Origin of the sequence: Rhizobium phaseoli (assembly GCF_010668805.1) — a bacterium.
In the GTDB taxonomy this organism is placed as follows: domain Bacteria; phylum Pseudomonadota; class Alphaproteobacteria; order Rhizobiales; family Rhizobiaceae; genus Rhizobium; species Rhizobium phaseoli_A.
Window position 1 is genome coordinate 164,703 of record NZ_WUFT01000013.1, and the last position, 14,191, is coordinate 178,893.

At 60.6% G+C, this 14,191-nt stretch carries 14 protein-coding genes; 4 read left to right on the top strand and 10 right to left on the bottom strand.

What is annotated here, in order from left to right; all coding sequences use genetic code 11:
* Positions 1–14: 14 nt before the first annotated feature.
* The 10 genes from GR197_RS21010 to GR197_RS21055 all read right to left on the bottom strand — a co-directional run bounded on the left by GR197_RS21010 (position 15) and on the right by GR197_RS21055 (position 9,848).
* Positions 15–1,010 carry a biotin-dependent carboxyltransferase family protein gene (locus tag GR197_RS21010; RefSeq protein ID WP_164013014.1) on the bottom strand — a complete coding sequence of 332 codons (996 nt, stop codon included), beginning with the start codon at positions 1,008–1,010 and terminating at the stop codon, positions 15–17.
* Positions 1,007–1,714: a 5-oxoprolinase subunit PxpB gene (pxpB, locus tag GR197_RS21015; RefSeq protein WP_164013024.1), complete on the bottom strand. Its 708-nt coding sequence runs from the start codon at positions 1,712–1,714 to the stop codon at positions 1,007–1,009. Before pxpB ends, GR197_RS21010 begins: the two co-directional genes overlap by 4 nt.
* On the bottom strand, positions 1,711–2,136 hold the full coding sequence (locus tag GR197_RS21020; RefSeq protein ID WP_164013026.1) for an acetyl-CoA carboxylase: 426 nt from the start codon (positions 2,134–2,136) through the stop codon (positions 1,711–1,713). The genes pxpB and GR197_RS21020 overlap by 4 nt, the downstream gene beginning before the upstream one ends.
* Positions 2,133–3,527, bottom strand: coding sequence for an acetyl-CoA carboxylase biotin carboxylase subunit (accC, locus tag GR197_RS21025; RefSeq protein ID WP_164013028.1), 1,395 nt, complete (start codon positions 3,525–3,527; stop codon positions 2,133–2,135). Before accC ends, GR197_RS21020 begins: the two co-directional genes overlap by 4 nt.
* Positions 3,527–3,958, bottom strand: coding sequence for an acetyl-CoA carboxylase biotin carboxyl carrier protein (locus GR197_RS21030; protein WP_164013030.1), 432 nt, complete (start codon positions 3,956–3,958; stop codon positions 3,527–3,529). The genes accC and GR197_RS21030 overlap by 1 nt, the downstream gene beginning before the upstream one ends.
* Before the next feature lie 328 nt (positions 3,959–4,286).
* A complete protein-coding gene (locus tag GR197_RS21035) occupies positions 4,287–4,607 on the bottom strand; it encodes a hypothetical protein (RefSeq protein WP_164013032.1) in 321 nt (106 codons plus the stop codon).
* A gap of 30 nt (positions 4,608–4,637) precedes the next feature.
* Complete coding sequence (locus GR197_RS21040; protein WP_164013034.1) at positions 4,638–5,228, bottom strand: hypothetical protein; 591 nt, start codon at positions 5,226–5,228, stop codon at positions 4,638–4,640.
* Positions 5,229–5,236: 8 nt separating this feature from the next.
* A complete protein-coding gene (locus tag GR197_RS21045) occupies positions 5,237–6,568 on the bottom strand; it encodes a hypothetical protein (RefSeq protein WP_164013036.1) in 1,332 nt (443 codons plus the stop codon).
* Positions 6,569–6,686: 118 nt separating this feature from the next.
* Complete coding sequence (locus GR197_RS21050; RefSeq protein ID WP_141335697.1) at positions 6,687–8,561, bottom strand: adenylate/guanylate cyclase domain-containing protein; 1,875 nt, start codon at positions 8,559–8,561, stop codon at positions 6,687–6,689.
* A gap of 216 nt (positions 8,562–8,777) precedes the next feature.
* The gene (locus GR197_RS21055) at positions 8,778–9,848 is read right to left on the bottom strand and encodes a LacI family DNA-binding transcriptional regulator (RefSeq protein WP_141335698.1); all 1,071 of its coding nucleotides are present in this window, start codon (positions 9,846–9,848) and stop codon (positions 8,778–8,780) included.
* Between the two features lie 223 nt (positions 9,849–10,071).
* Here GR197_RS21055 and GR197_RS21060 point away from each other — a divergent pair, with 223 nt between their 5' ends.
* The 4 genes from GR197_RS21060 (at position 10,072) to GR197_RS21075 (ending at position 14,188) form a co-directional block, all read left to right on the top strand.
* Positions 10,072–11,025 carry a sugar phosphate isomerase/epimerase family protein gene (locus GR197_RS21060; protein WP_141335699.1) on the top strand — a complete coding sequence of 318 codons (954 nt, stop codon included), beginning with the start codon at positions 10,072–10,074 and terminating at the stop codon, positions 11,023–11,025.
* 58 nt (positions 11,026–11,083) lie between these two features.
* Complete coding sequence (locus GR197_RS21065; protein ID WP_141335700.1) at positions 11,084–12,316, top strand: ABC transporter substrate-binding protein; 1,233 nt, start codon at positions 11,084–11,086, stop codon at positions 12,314–12,316.
* A 100-nt stretch (positions 12,317–12,416) separates the two neighbouring features.
* Positions 12,417–13,304, top strand: a complete 888-nt coding sequence (locus GR197_RS21070) for a carbohydrate ABC transporter permease (RefSeq protein ID WP_141335701.1) — start codon at positions 12,417–12,419, stop codon at positions 13,302–13,304.
* On the top strand, positions 13,304–14,188 hold the full coding sequence (locus tag GR197_RS21075; RefSeq protein ID WP_141335702.1) for a carbohydrate ABC transporter permease: 885 nt from the start codon (positions 13,304–13,306) through the stop codon (positions 14,186–14,188). The genes GR197_RS21070 and GR197_RS21075 overlap by 1 nt, the downstream gene beginning before the upstream one ends.
* Positions 14,189–14,191: the final 3 nt, after the last annotated feature.

The window sequence follows — 14,191 nt, forward strand, 5'->3', positions numbered from 1 at the left end:
TCCTTTCGCCTCCTTTAGGTCATCGCCTTCAGGGCGCGCTTGACCATCTGAGATGTCTGCCTGACATCCTCGACATAACGGGCGACAGCCTGTTCGACCGCGCGCGCTTCCGCATGCGTCGACCGGACGAATTTGAGGCGGGCGCCGATGCGGGCCTGCCCGAGCCGCCAGAGGTCGCATTCGATCACGCCGGCAATCTTCGGATATCCGCCGGCGGTGTTCGCATCGCTCATCTGCACGATTGGTTCGCCGCCGGGCGGAACCTGGACGACGCCGGGCACGACGCCGTGGGAGCGCATCTCGATGGAGGCGGTCGGCGTGATCGGCTCGCCGGACAGGCGGTAGCCCGTCCGGTCGCTGCGGGAAGAAATCCTCCAGGTCTGGCTCCAGAACGCTTCGCCGTCTCCGGCGAAAAGATCATGCTCGCCGGCCGGCAGGGCGCGGATCGGCACGGCGCCGTCGACGGGTCCCGGGAACACCTCGCGCAGCGCCACGGCCGGCTCGACGACGGCAAGGCCCGTGGTCGGCAGCATGGCGATCTGCAAGTCCTCGCCGACGGCGATCCGATCGCCCTTCGCCAGCGGCCGGCCGGCATTGCCGCCGAAGCCGCCGCGCAGCGACGTGCTTCGCGACCCCATGACAACAGGAATATCCAGCCCGCCTCCAAGCGAAATATAGGAACGTGCAAGCCGCCGAGGCTGCTGCAGCTGGAGAACCTGTCCGGGCTCGGCGGTATAGGCGCACCAGGAAATGAGTTCATATCCATCGAGATGAGGGCTGTCGTCGGCGCCGGTCACGGCAAAGACGGTGCGACGCTCGAAACGCAGGCTGAACGGGAAGGTCTGCACCTCGACCACGGCAGCATTCTCGTCATTGCCGACGAGAATATTGCCGATCCTGACCGCAAGCGGATCCATGGCGCCGCTCGACGAGACGCCGATGTCGCGATAGCCGGAACGCCCGAGATCCTGCACTGTGTTGAACGGGCCGCTTTCCAAGATCTCGATCATAGCTCGATCCTTGCCGGCAGAAACCGCACCGTATCTCCCGGCGCCATCATGGCGGGGGTCGGCGAGCTTGGGTCGAACATCTGCAGGGATGCGAAGCCGATGGAATTCCAGCCGTTGGGACCGGTGAGCATGGCGACGCCGGTCTGCATGCCGCCAATGGTCACACAGCCCTTCGGCATCTTCAGCGACGGCACGGTCTTCCGCGGCATATAGATGCGCGGATCGAGGCCGTGCAGATAGCCGAAACCCGGCGCGCTGCCCAAGGCGAAGACGCGGTAGCTGGCTTCATGATGGATGCGGACGACCTCACGGTCGCTCAAGCCGGAGAGATCGCAAAGGGCCGGAAGATCCGTCGCATGTTCGCCGCCGTAAGTGACGGGGATCTCGATGGTCTTGCCGTTGAGATCGATGCTCTGCGCATTCTCCCATGCCTCCAGCAGCCGGGCGACCACCGCATCGGGGTCTTCGGGCGTCTCCTTGAAGATCACCAGCAGGTTGGTCATGCCGGGAATATCTTCGGCAAGGTCCGTCCAACCCTTCACCGCCTGTGACAGGGCCCAGATCCGCCGCTGCGCGATGAGATCGAACTCGCCCGGCGCCTCAAGCAGGAAGGATCTGGCTCCGATCGAGGACACCCGCGCCCGGCTTTGGGTGGCCGGAGCGATTTCGCGCTGCGATGCATGTCGGGTTGTTGTGGCGATCATGAGGGGAACTCGATTTCGAACAGAGGATCGCCGAAGCCGACCAATGCGCCGGGCTCAGCGAGCCGTCTGGTCAAAACACCGGAATAGCCGGCGCGAAGGGGAAGCAGCACATGTCCTATCCTGACGAAGCCGAGGATATCCGTATCGGATACGGAGCGCGGCAGAGTTTGGGGCGTGACGGCGGCGGCCGGATGTTCGGCGCAGAAATATCCTGCGATCGGCGCCTTCACGATGACAGGTGCGGGGCCTGGAGCACGGGGTGTGGCTTCTTGTAGGTCGATCCGGGCGCCACCCTCCCCTGAAATGACGATGCGAAGCTGTCCGCCCGGCCGGGAGATTTCGAGACCTTCCACGCCGGCAGCCGTCAGAGCGTCGGTGAGGAATGCGATGGTTGCGGGATCGCTGAAATCGATGGCGCTCATGCTGCGGCCCTCCGCAGCTTCAGCCATTGTTCTAGATAGTGGATATCGGTCTGACCGCGTGCGAATGCGTGGTCTTCGAAAAGCGCCCGCAGGAAGGGGATATTGGTGGCGATACCTTCGATCTCGGTGCCGGCAAGCGCCTCGCACATTCTTGCCATCGCTTTCGCCCGTGTCGGCGCGTGGACGATCAGCTTGGCGATCAACGAGTCGTAATAGGGCGAGACCTTGTAGCCGGGATGAATATGCGTATCGACGCGGATGCCTGGCCCCTCAGGCAAAACCAGATGGGTGACGACACCCGCAGACGGCAGGAAATTGTCGGCATCCTCGGCGTTGATGCGGCATTCGAAAGAGTGGCCTTCGCAGGTCACATCGCCCTGGGTGATATCCAGTACGTCACCCTCGGCCGCCTTTATCTGCGCCTGGACGATATCGACCCCGCTCGTCATCTCGGTGACGGGATGCTCGACCTGAAGCCGGGTGTTCATCTCGATGAAATAGAAAGCACCGTCCTCATAGAGGAATTCGAAGGTGCCGACGCCACGGTAGCCGATCTGGCGGCAGGCCTGGACACAAGCCATGCCGACCGGCTGAATGATATCGGGCGCGATCCCGGGAGCCGGCGCCTCCTCCACCACTTTCTGATGGCGGCGCTGCATCGAGCAATCCCGGTGCCCCAGCCACACGGCATTGCCGTGATCGTCGCAAAGAACCTGGATCTCGATGTGGCGCGGATGCTGGAGGAATTTCTCCATGTAGAGCGAGGGTGAGCCGAAGGCCTTGCGCGCCTCTTCCCGCGTCAGCGCGATCGCCTCATGCAACTGGTCGGCCTCTGGCACGACGCGCATGCCGCGTCCGCCGCCGCCGCCTGACGCCTTGACGATGACCGGATATCCGATCTCGAGCGCGACCCGCTCGATCGAGGCCGGGTCGTCGGGCAGCGCGGTATCGGGACCGGGAACGCAGGGAACGCCGGCCGCCATCATCGCCCGTTTTGCCGCGATCTTGTCGCCCATGGTCGCGATCGATGACGCTGTCGGGCCGATGAAGACCAGTCCGGCCTTTTCGACCGCGTCGGAGAATGCGGCGTTTTCCGACAGAAAACCGTAACCGGGATGAATGGCGCCTGCACCCGTCAGGCGTGCCGCGAGAAGAATGGCATCCTGATTGAGATAGCTCTTGGCCGCAGTCGATGGGCCTATGCAGACAGAACTGTCAGCGGCCTTGGTGTAGGACGCTTCCCTGTCCGCCTCGGAGCAGATGGCGACCGTCTTCAGGCCGAGCTCGCGGCAGGCGCGCTGGATCCGGGCGGCGATCTCGCCGCGATTGGCGATGAGGACGGTATCGAAACGGCGGCTTGAAGCGGCGGATTGTTCGAGCGTTTCCCGCATCAGGCGATCTCCGCCAGCAGGTCGCCGGTCTCGACCTCGCCATTGTCGATATCGGTCAGGTGGGTGATGCGCCCGGATCGCGGCGCAGCGATCGTGTTGAAGACCTTCATCGCCTCGATGATGAAAAGGGTCTGCCCCTCCTGCACCGCATCGCCGATCGCGACGAATGGCGGCTCGCCGGGCGCAGATGCCCGGTGCAGAACACCGAAGACGGGCGCCTTGACTGCATGGGAAGTTTTCTCGACGCTTGAACGCGCCTCGGCGACGAGGTCAGTCGCCGATTCCGGCTTTCGCGAGGACTCGCCAGCAGCGGCCGCTGCCAGTGATGTGCGGAAAATCCGAACCGTCACGTCCTTTTCCGTCACGGTCAGCTCGGTAATATTCGATCGTCCGACAAAGTCGATCAGCGTCTTGATCTTCGAGAGGTCCATGTGCGTGCTCGGAATTTCAAATTCCACCGCGCAGACCTAAAGTTTCAGATCGCCCGGCGTTGTGATTTTCGTAGCACGACGTATGGGCTGATGGGGTCAGACGAAGTTTTGATGGAGCGCAATCGGCGCTTATGGGGAGATATCGCCGAATGCCCTTGATGGCAGCCGGAGCCGGCGAGATGAAATATAAACCGTGGCAGAGCAAAGCGGTTTCGGAAACCGCCCTCCGAGATGATTCACATTTTGTCGCCCCTGCCTTTCCGTGGCAGCGCCGTGGCGGTGATTGGTAAGTCGTTGACCATCAGCCCGCAACCTGAGCAATCTCTCGCTATACGATCTTGAATCCCGGTTGAGCATCTTGAAACTTGCCGTTCAATCTTATGGCAACCCACAAGTCTGTCCCGGTCGGAGCGCTAATCGGAGGCTTAGCCACCACCGACAATACCTCATCGGTACTCGTAGAAGAGTCAGTGATAGCAATTTTGAAGACTTCATCGCCGCCGTGTTCGTCGGTAGATACGTATACCTCGATCGTTTCTTTACTAAAGCCACGGCCTATCAGTCTGAAAGGCGTATCAACAAGTAACGGAGCAAGCACCTTCCTCGTGTCGAAACTGTCAATTTCAACTTCCGGTCTGCAATCGGACATGTTTGCCTCCCTGTCCATCCTGTGCGTAGATCAATCATTGTCGCCCGGTCTGCGAGGTATGAATCCTCCCGATCTTGACATCACGCCACCGGAGCGGGACAAGGCGCCGCCCGATCTGGACAATCCGCCGCTCGCCATTCCTCGGGGATCAGCCGAACCCTCGGCCGAAATCAGGATTTGCTCAAAGGTTCCCGTTTCGGCATCAAGCCTCATCGAGAGATCGCCCTTGTCATAGGTCCAAACCCTCATATCCTTGGCGAGAGCCCCAATTTGGGAGCCGAGGCCCGTTCGGGCACTCGAGCCAGGGGACCGAGACAATCTGTCGTAGCCGAGATCACTCGGCGCGGGATCGTCGGGATCGGCACCGGCGCCATGGACAACAAAGATTGCTGGCCGACCCAGTTCCATGAAAGCGCCCTCGAAAGAGAATGCATAGATTCGCGCGAGCACCGCATTGTCCGCACCAAGCTGACGCCTCAGAAAATTATTCTTTCCTACTTTAGGTATACCCAAAGGCCCGTAAACGCTGCCCCTAAGAATCAGATCACTCAATGGGCGTCCGAACAGATATACCGCTGATACGCCGAGTAAGGTTTCATTGTCTGCCACTTCCCCCTCCATCTACCGGTTTATTGCCTGCTCATTGATCTCGACAGCAGAACTTTCTCGCGAAAGGTCATCTTCGGAAGCTCCAGCTCATCTATCGGCAGCAACGTCCGCGCAGAGTGGACATGACTGTGATGTTCGCCGCCTTTGAGGTGCGGGCCGGCGTGCAGTTCACCGATCGCCCGTCGCCTGAAGTTTCTACTGATGATCCGTGCGAACTGACCGCCACTTTCGTTCTGATCGATCGCAAGCATCGTTCTCGCGACGTCGCCGTAGTCGAGAAAGTCGGGAGCGAGAGCCCACAAGGTTTCCGCCAGATACGTCCCGACGATATCGCGGGCGTCGAGCAGTGCTTCGACAAATCCATCCGAGTCCCGCGCGAAAGCGCGGTCGAAAGCATGTTGCACCGGCGCCTCGGCAGCCGGATCGAACTCGGCAATATCTGCCAGATCTTCAACCGCATGGGAGATCAGGCCGCGCGCCACGAGGCTCTCATGAAAGATGTCGACGAGGATGTCGAATATCGCACCGGTCAGCGGTTGCGAGAGCTCATGCTCGTCCTTCCAGCCATGCGCGAACTCGGCCATCGTCCGTTTGTTGTTTGCAGAGCGTATCTGGCGATGCGGCGAAAATTCCGAAAAACGTGACAGGCGGTTTGCGCGGTAGAGGTTACCGCGCGTCTCTGCGAGAACATTGTCGATCACGGATGGAAAATGCATGGCCGCGATCAGCGACACGCAGTCGGAGAAGGCCTCCTGGAAGCCAAGATATTCGGGATACTCGGCTCCCGAGCGCGGCACGCCGAGCACGCTGAAGATGATCGCGTGCCCCACCTCATGGGCGATGACGTCGAAATCCAGGCTGAAAGGAAGGACGCGGCCGTCGCTCTCGAACTGGCTGCCGACTTCGAGGAAACCATAGCCGTACTGTGCGTTGTCCCATCGCCGCAAGATCGAGATCTCCAGACGGTCATAATGAGCACGAAAATGCCAGGTGAGCGGCTGGCCGAGATAGCGCTCCCAGACATCCAGTGTGAAACGCACGCATCCAAAAACATGCGCGGCTTCGAAGCCAGCCATCGAAGGTCGGAGATAGTCGAAATTGCCGTATGCGTCGGGGGTGGCGGGCGCGAGGATTTTCCCCGTCCAGGGCGGCAGATACATGTACGGCGTTCCCAGTGGCCCGCGGTTTAAACCGTAAGGACCGGTCTTGCCGACCGGCTCCACAACGAACATGCGATCATCGGCCGGGCCAGCTGTCAGGCTGCCCAACGGAGACGAAACTTCCACGATCTCGGGCTTGGACCGAGCATCTTCAAATGGAGGCTGTACAAAAAGCCTGAACCGGGTGCACATCGGCTCCCCCTCAAAAGACTTTTATGATTGCCAGTTTAAGTTGACGATCTACGCTCGCAAGAATTTTAGCAAGTAATAAAATAGAATTAGAAACTGGCCTGCCGAAATGGACCGGGCGTTATTCTGGCATCTCAATCAACCTAAAATAGCGCGGGTGACTGCGAATGGAATCGAGGTCGGAATCGTTCTTGAACCACAGCCGCATCTCGATGCCGACCTGAGGCATCCAGACCTCGAGCAAGTCTATGGCTCGCTCAATCTCGCCAAGCAGTGCATAAGTGCAGGCGGCATTGTACTGAATGTTGATATCATCGGGATCCGTGGCCAGAGAGCGGGCCAACCACTCCAGAGCCTGATCGCGGACACCGAGAAAGGCGAGCACCGTCGCCCCAAGACAGGCAACATTGGCATTCTCCGGATGTCGCCGCAGTTCTTCCTCCGCCTTTTTCAACGCGATCCGAGCATAGCTACTGGCCTTGTCTGTTTGCCCGAGCGAACGAAGGACGTTCACAAGCATGATCGGCGCACCATAATCGGCAGGCTTGATTTCCATCGCACGCTGAAAGTGTGTCGCAGCGAGTTTGAATTGACCTTCGGTGACGCAAAATTCGGCATAGTAGCGATTTGCCTCGTGGCAATCGGCGTCGAGCAACAAAGCCTGTTCGAACGCAGAAACCGCCTCGGTGCGATTGCCGGCTACTGCCAACGCAAATCCCTTGGCCGCATGGGCCTCCGCCAGGTTGGGATCGATAACGAGTGCCATCGTCGTATTCGCGAGAATGTCCTCCACCGGAATCTCGGCGCCGAACTGAGACCGCAGACGCGCATCGCAAACCGCGATGCCCGCATAGGCGCGGGCATAATTCGGATCCAGTTCGATGGCTCGGGCGAAGCTCTGCCTGGCCATCAGATGGTTTGAGCGCGAGGCAATATGGTAGTATTCGCGCCCCCTGAGGAAGTGCGTATAAGCTTCGACGCTCTCTGTCGGCGCCTGCTCGATTGCCTGCTTTTCCTCCGGCAGCAGCTTGACCTTGAGTTGCTCGACAATTGCCTTGGTGATGTCGTCCTGCACTTCGAAGATATCGGTGAGGTCGCGGTCGTAACGCGCCGCCCAGAGGTGGCCGTCGCTGGCAGCGTCGATCAATTCGGCATTGATCCTCACATGGTTGCCGGCCTTGCGGACGCTGCCCTCCACGACATAGGCAACCCCGAGTTCCCGGGCGATGCGCTGCAGGTTCTCGCTCCGGCCTTTCCATGTGAAGACAGTGTTGCGGCTTAGGACAAACAGGCCCGAAACATTCGATAGATCAGTGATAATGTCCTCGGTGATGCCGTCGCTGAAAAACTCCTGGGCGGGATCGTCGCTGATGTTGGCAAATGGCAGGATTGCCACGGATGGCTTGTTGACGGGTGCCTGCGTGTGGCCGTTTGCCGCAAGCGGCACCCCTTCACCGGAGGCGATATTGCCCCAATCGGCAAAATAGACGTGCACCGGACGAGAGATATTCTTGACGGTCTTTTCGCCCTGGTCTGCGAAATCGAGGCCGAGTTTGTTTCCGACTTCGTGGCGCACCGCCGCCGAACAGGCAATGCCGCCAGGAGCTGCAAGGGCTTGCAGCCGGACCGCCACATTAATGCCGTCCCCATGAAAGTCATCCGCGTCGAAGACGATGTCGCCCAAATTCAAGCCTATTCGAAACGCAAAGTGCCTGTCGGCTGGAATCCCCATGTTGCGCTCCAGCATGCCACGCTGGATATCGACTGCGCATCGGGCGGCACTGAGCACGCTGCCGAACTCGACTAGGAAGCCGTCACCCATCACCTTGATGATACGCCCGTCGTGGGTCGTGACAGCCGGTTCGAAGAGCTCGCGGCGATGCTGGCGAAGGGCATTGAGCGTCTCCTCTTCGTTTGCCTCCAGGAGACGGCTGTATCCCACCACATCGGCAGCCAGAATAGCCGTCAATCGACGCTCGACAAGCTCTGCACACATGCCCGTCTCCCCAACGTGCTGGTGGCAATACTGTTCAACTCGAGAAGCTAGCCGGTAATGTTGCCGGACGATCGTATTACTGACAACTAAAATCTCCCTCTCGGCTGTAAGAACTCCCGGAGAGCTTCTATGTCGCGGATTACGGCAGCGAGAAGTTGCGCACGGCGCTTCGGCCCGGCGTTTCTGTACGGGATGCCCGAACCGGTTACGCCTTCGTCAACTCTTCGGAGGGGCAACGCTCTCCCGCAGGATAAGTCTGCTGCGGATGACGGTGGGCGCAGAAGCAGGGGTTTGGCTTTGGCCAAGGGCGTCGAGCAGCAGATCCACTGCCGCGCGGCCCATCTCTTCCACCGGCTGCTCAATCGTCGAGAGCGGCGGCGAGGAGAATTCGCAGACCGGCGAACCGTCGAAGGAGACGACGGACAGATCATCGGGAATGCTCAAGCCTGTGCGCTTGATGCAACTGACAAATGAAATGGCCATGTCATCGCTGGTGGCGATGACCGCCGTTGGTTTCTCATCCAATCCAGCGAAATCGTCCGCCGCCTGCACGCCGATGTCGAAACCATGCTGATAGTCGAGACGACCGCCCGAGCGACGCACGGCCTCCTTCGACAGGCCGGCTGCCTCAAGCGCCTCGAGCACGCCGCCATAGCGCTCGACGTCATGGTAATTGCCTTCAGGTCCCGCAAGGTAGAAGAACCGGCGATGGCCCAGCCGGATCAGCTCGGCCGTCACGTCGCGCACAGCCTCACGGTCGTTTGTCACGACGCTCTGCAGGCCCGCATCGCTCATGTCGAGCAGCATCGAAACGATCGGCAGGCCGGAACTTGCCAGCGAGCGCCCATCGACCTCCGGAAGCTTCGACGACAGGATGATGGCCCCGCGCACGCTGCCGCCGAAGGCGAGGTCGAGAATGTGCCGCTCCGAAATCTCGTCGCGATCAAGGTTGGCGATCATCAAATTGTAACCGCCCTGGATCAGCGACTTGTTGATGCTCTGCAGGACCTGCGGAATGATTTGTGAGACACCATAATAGAGCGATCCGGGCAGAATGATCATGATGATGTTGGATTTGCCGACCCTGAGACCGCGTGCCATTGCATTCGGAGTATAGCCGAGCTGCTTGGCCGCCGCGTTGATCTTGGCGCGCGTCTTCTCGTTGACCCGTCCGGGATTGGCGAGCGCGCGGCTGACCGTGGAGATCGCAACACCGGCGAGCCGCGCGACGTCGGCCATCAGCGCACCCGACTGCTCCTCTACGGCCACATCCCTGTTTCTATTCACGTTTGTTTCATTCTCCCGGATGCTTCGATTTGCAACTCTAAGGCAGCCGGCGATTTATTGCAAACGTTTGCCAAAAATCGCTTGCTTAAAAAACCAGCTTGATTATCATCTAGGCATGGCAAACGATTGCCATTCCTTAATGTGTTGAAAGTTCATGATTTATTGAATGCGGAACCACTCTTCCGCACGCGGGTAGGTCATGCCCTTAAGAAATGGAATGGATATGGCTACTGGCGATAGGCTCCGCTTCGGCGTCGATCTCGTGACGTTCTTCGATCCCGGCTTCTGGGGTGTCGATAGCCATGACGCGATCATCGATTATGCGCGCAGCAAACCGCGCGCCTTCTGGGACAAGATTCTCGACAGCGTCCAGGCCTCCGGGGTCACCGGCGTCGAGCTGACCTTTTCTCCGTTCAACTGGCAGGATGCGATCAAGACCTATGGTTCCGTCGATGCCTTTGCAGCCGAGCTGGTAAGACGCGGCCTGACGCTCTGCAGCGGCTTCTTCGCCGAACTGGAGGCGGCGGGCGACTTCGCCGAGCCCGAAGCCCAGCGCGCGCTGATCGACAAGGCGGAGCGTTATGCCGACTTCCTGAAAGCCTGCGGCAGCGACATCATGGTGATCGGTGCGCCGCTTCGCCAAACGCTCGGCGCCCAGCCGGTGCAGTTTTACGATTTCGACCGCGCCAAGGTGATCGCCGATTTCCTGAACCGGCTCGGCGCGACCCTCTATGCCAGGGGCGTGCGGCTGGCGCTGCACACCGAGGCGCACTCCATCTTTGCCGCTGCACGCGACGTCGACCTGATGATGCTGCTGACCGACCCAGCCTACGTGCATATGTGCCCGGACACGGCCCATATCATCGTAGCCGGCTCCGATCCCATCCAGCTTGTTGATCGCCACCACGAGCGCGTGATCATCGCCCACTGGAAGGATGCGATCGGGCCCATGCCCGCCGACACGCCGATCGACAAGCATATCCACGATCGCCACCAGCCTTACTTCTGCAGCTTCGGCCTTGGCCGGGTCGACTGGCCGGCCTGGATCCGGCTGCTACGCGACCGTGCCTATGAAGGTTGGGCAATTCTCGAACTCGATGCCGCGCCGGATCCCGTCCGCGACATCGCCAACGGGCTCACGCTCGTCCGGCAGGCGCTCCTGCCGATCTATCGCTGACGATTATTCCCAAGACAACGAACGCCCCGCAAAGAGGGCATTTTCAAGAGGTGGAACAATGAAGACAATGATGAAGCTTTTTCTTGCCGGCGTGGCATTCGCCGGTCTCTTCGCTTCGGCGCATGCCGAGGACAAACCGACAATCGAGATCATGTCGTCCTGGACGTCGGGCGGCGAAGCGGCAGCCCTCAACGTCATCAAGACCGAGTTCGAAAAGCGCGGCGGCGTCTGGAAGGATTCCTCGATCGCCGGCTTCGGCGCGGCCGATGCCGCCTTCCAGAACCGTATCGTCGCCGGTGACGCGCCCGGCGCCAAGCAGGGCGTCATCGGCCTCGCGGCGGCGGATTTCATCAACCAGGGTCTGTTCAATCCGATCGCCGACGTCGCCGCTGCCGGCAAATGGGCCGACGTCCTGCCGAAATCGATCCATGATCTCATCTCTTATGACGGCAAGGTCTATCTTGCGCCGACCGGCGCCCATGGCGAAAGCTGGGTCTTTTATTCCAAGGAAGCCTTCGCCAAGGCAGGCATCGCCGAGGAGCCAAAGACCTGGGACGAGTTCTTCGCCGACTTCGACAAGCTGAAGGCTGCCGGCATCGTTCCCGTCGCCTGGGGCGGCCAGCCTTGGCAGCAGACCAAGGTCTTCAACATGATCCTGCTCTCGCAGGTCGGGATCGACGGCTTCCTGAAGATCTATGTCGACAAGGACAAGAGCCAGGCCTCCACGGACGGCGTGAAGAAAACCCTCGAAATTCTCGGCAAGCTGCGCGGCTATGTCGATGCGGGTGCCGCCGGCCGCAACTGGAACGACGCAACAGCCATGCTGATCACCGCCAAGGCCGGCGTCCAGTTCATGGGCGACTGGGCAAAGGGCGAATTCACCGTTGCCGGCAAGGAACCGGGCAAGGATTATGGCTGCATGATCGTGCCGGAGTCCAAGGGCATGGTCTACATCGCCGATTCCCTCTGGTTCCCGAAGACCGGCAAGGCCGCGACCGACAAGGCGCAGAAACTTCTCGCCGAAGTCGTCATGGACCCGAAGGTGCAGGTCGAATTCGCCTTGAAGAAGGGCTCGGTTCCGATGCGCACCGACGTCGACAAGTCGAAGCTTGATGTCTGCGCCCAGAAGGGTGTCGAGCTGATGGCTGCTGGTGCGATCGTCCCGGATCAGGCGATCGTGCTCACACCCCAGCAGGTCGGCGCGCTCGACGATTTCGTCGACGAATACTGGAGCGGCGGCGGGAACGATGCAGCTACTGGGGCCGAGAATTTCTTCGCCGTCTTCGAGTAGAATAGTGCCTGTGGCGTCGGCCTGATCCCGACGCCGCGGCCGACGCCGCTGCCTTGCGCGGTGGCGTGCGCCCTGCTTCCTTCCGTCAACGAGCTGGCCGATGCCCATCAAACGCAAGCCCAATCTTTCCGCCACCATCGCGCTGCTGCCGACATGGTTCGTCGCGGTCGTGGTCTTCATCGGCACCATGGCTTGGTCGATCCGCCTGTCCTTCACCAATTCGACGCTTTTTCCATCCTCGACCTATGTCGGGTTTGCGCAGTATTCGAAGCTGTTTGCTTCCGCCAAGTGGCTCGCATCGCTGCAAAACGTGTTGATCTTCGGCGTGCTCTACGTCGCAGGCTGCCTGTTGCTCGGCTTCCTGCTGGCCGCGGCGCTGGACCGCAAGATCCGTTTTGAAAGCGCCTTCCGAACCATATTTCTTTATCCCTACGCCATGTCCTTCGTGGTGACCGGGCTGATCTGGCAATGGATGCTCAATCCGACCCTTGGCATCCAGGCGAGCGTGCGTTCGCTCGGCTGGGAGAGTTTTATCCTCGACTGGGTGGTCAATCGTGACATGGCGATCTATGCGCTGGTGCTTGCCGGCGTGTGGCAGGGTGCGGGGCTGGTGATGGTCATTGCGCTCGCCGGCATGCGCGGCATCGAAGGCGAGCAATGGAAGGCGGCGCGGATCGACGGCATTCCGGTCTGGCGGATCTATGTCTCGATCGTCCTGCCGCAGCTCGGGCCGGCGCTGGCCGCGGCCGGCATGCTGCTCGCCATGGGCGTGATCAAGACCTATGACATCGTCGTCGCCATGACAAACGGCGGCCCCGGCAATGCGACGGAGGTGCCGGCGAAATTCATCATGGACAATTTGTTCGGACGTCAGAACCTCGGCCTTGCCACCGCCGGCGCGACGGTGCTTGTCCTCGGCGTGATCATCGCGGTCGCGCCGTTCCGCTACGCGATGCACATGCGCGACAGAGCCAAGGGAGCCGCGTGATGGCCGGTCCTCATCCGAACGGTCCGAAGCCGGCACAGATCACCGCGGGGCGCATCGGCCTCTATGCCTTCCTGGTCGTTGCCGCACTTTTCTTTCTTCTGCCGCTTTACACGATGGTCGTCACCTCGCTGAAGTCGATGGAGGAAATCCGGCTCGGGCAGATCTTCGCTCTGCCGGCGACGCTCGATTTTTCCGCCTGGACGACCGCCTGGTCGGGCGCCTGCATGGGGACCGTCTGCGTCGGCATTCGCAGCGGCTTCTGGAATTCGGTGGCAATCACCCTTCCCGCGGTGGCGCTCTCGGTCTTTATCGGCGCCGTCAACGGCTATGCGCTATCGCTCTGGCGGCCGCGCGGGGCAAATCTACTCTTCGGCCTGCTGATGGCCGGCGGCCTCATCCCCTACCAGATCTTCCTCTATCCGATGGTCCGGGCGATGGCGAATATCGATCTCTACAATTCGCTCGCCGGCATCATTCTCGTTCATGTCATCTTCGGCCTGCCGCTGGTGACGCTGCTCTTCCGCAATTATTTCGTCAGCGTGCCGGAGGAGCTCTGCAAGGCGGCGCGCGTCGACGGCGCCGGCTTCTGGCGCATCTTTTTCGAGATCATGCTGCCGATCGCCGTGCCGATGGTGGTGGTGGTCTCGATGCTGCAGTTCACCGGCATCTGGAACGACTTCCTGCTCGGTCTGGTCTTTGCCGGGCGCGACAACCTGCCGATGACCGTGCAGCTCAACAATATCGTCAACACCACGATGGGCGAGCGGACCTACAACGTCAACATGGCGGCGACGATCCTGACCGCCATCGTTCCGCTCGCCATCTATTTCCTGTCCGGCCGCTGGTTCGTGCGCGGCATCGCGGCCGGCGCAGTCAAGGGGTAATGC

Excerpts from the sequence above, each read along its gene's own strand:
- GR197_RS21050 (WP_141335697.1), bottom strand. The coding sequence starts at position 8,561 with ATGTGTGCAGAGCTTGTCGAGCGTCGATTGACGGCTATTCTGGCTGCC.
- GR197_RS21020 (WP_164013026.1), bottom strand. The coding sequence starts at position 2,136 with ATGAGCGCCATCGATTTCAGCGATCCCGCAACCATCGCATTCCTCACC.
- GR197_RS21060 (WP_141335699.1), top strand. The coding sequence starts at position 10,072 with ATGGCTACTGGCGATAGGCTCCGCTTCGGCGTCGATCTCGTGACGTTC.
- GR197_RS21045 (WP_164013036.1), bottom strand. The coding sequence starts at position 6,568 with ATGTGCACCCGGTTCAGGCTTTTTGTACAGCCTCCATTTGAAGATGCT.
- accC (WP_164013028.1), bottom strand. The coding sequence starts at position 3,527 with ATGCGGGAAACGCTCGAACAATCCGCCGCTTCAAGCCGCCGTTTCGAT.
- GR197_RS21075 (WP_141335702.1), top strand. The coding sequence starts at position 13,304 with ATGGCCGGTCCTCATCCGAACGGTCCGAAGCCGGCACAGATCACCGCG.
- pxpB (WP_164013024.1), bottom strand. The coding sequence starts at position 1,714 with ATGATCGCCACAACAACCCGACATGCATCGCAGCGCGAAATCGCTCCG.
- GR197_RS21035 (WP_164013032.1), bottom strand. The coding sequence starts at position 4,607 with ATGTCCGATTGCAGACCGGAAGTTGAAATTGACAGTTTCGACACGAGG.
- GR197_RS21030 (WP_164013030.1), bottom strand. The coding sequence starts at position 3,958 with ATGGACCTCTCGAAGATCAAGACGCTGATCGACTTTGTCGGACGATCG.
- GR197_RS21010 (WP_164013014.1), bottom strand. The coding sequence starts at position 1,010 with ATGATCGAGATCTTGGAAAGCGGCCCGTTCAACACAGTGCAGGATCTC.
- GR197_RS21065 (WP_141335700.1), top strand. The coding sequence starts at position 11,084 with ATGAAGACAATGATGAAGCTTTTTCTTGCCGGCGTGGCATTCGCCGGT.
- GR197_RS21040 (WP_164013034.1), bottom strand. The coding sequence starts at position 5,228 with ATGGAGGGGGAAGTGGCAGACAATGAAACCTTACTCGGCGTATCAGCG.
- GR197_RS21070 (WP_141335701.1), top strand. The coding sequence starts at position 12,417 with ATGCCCATCAAACGCAAGCCCAATCTTTCCGCCACCATCGCGCTGCTG.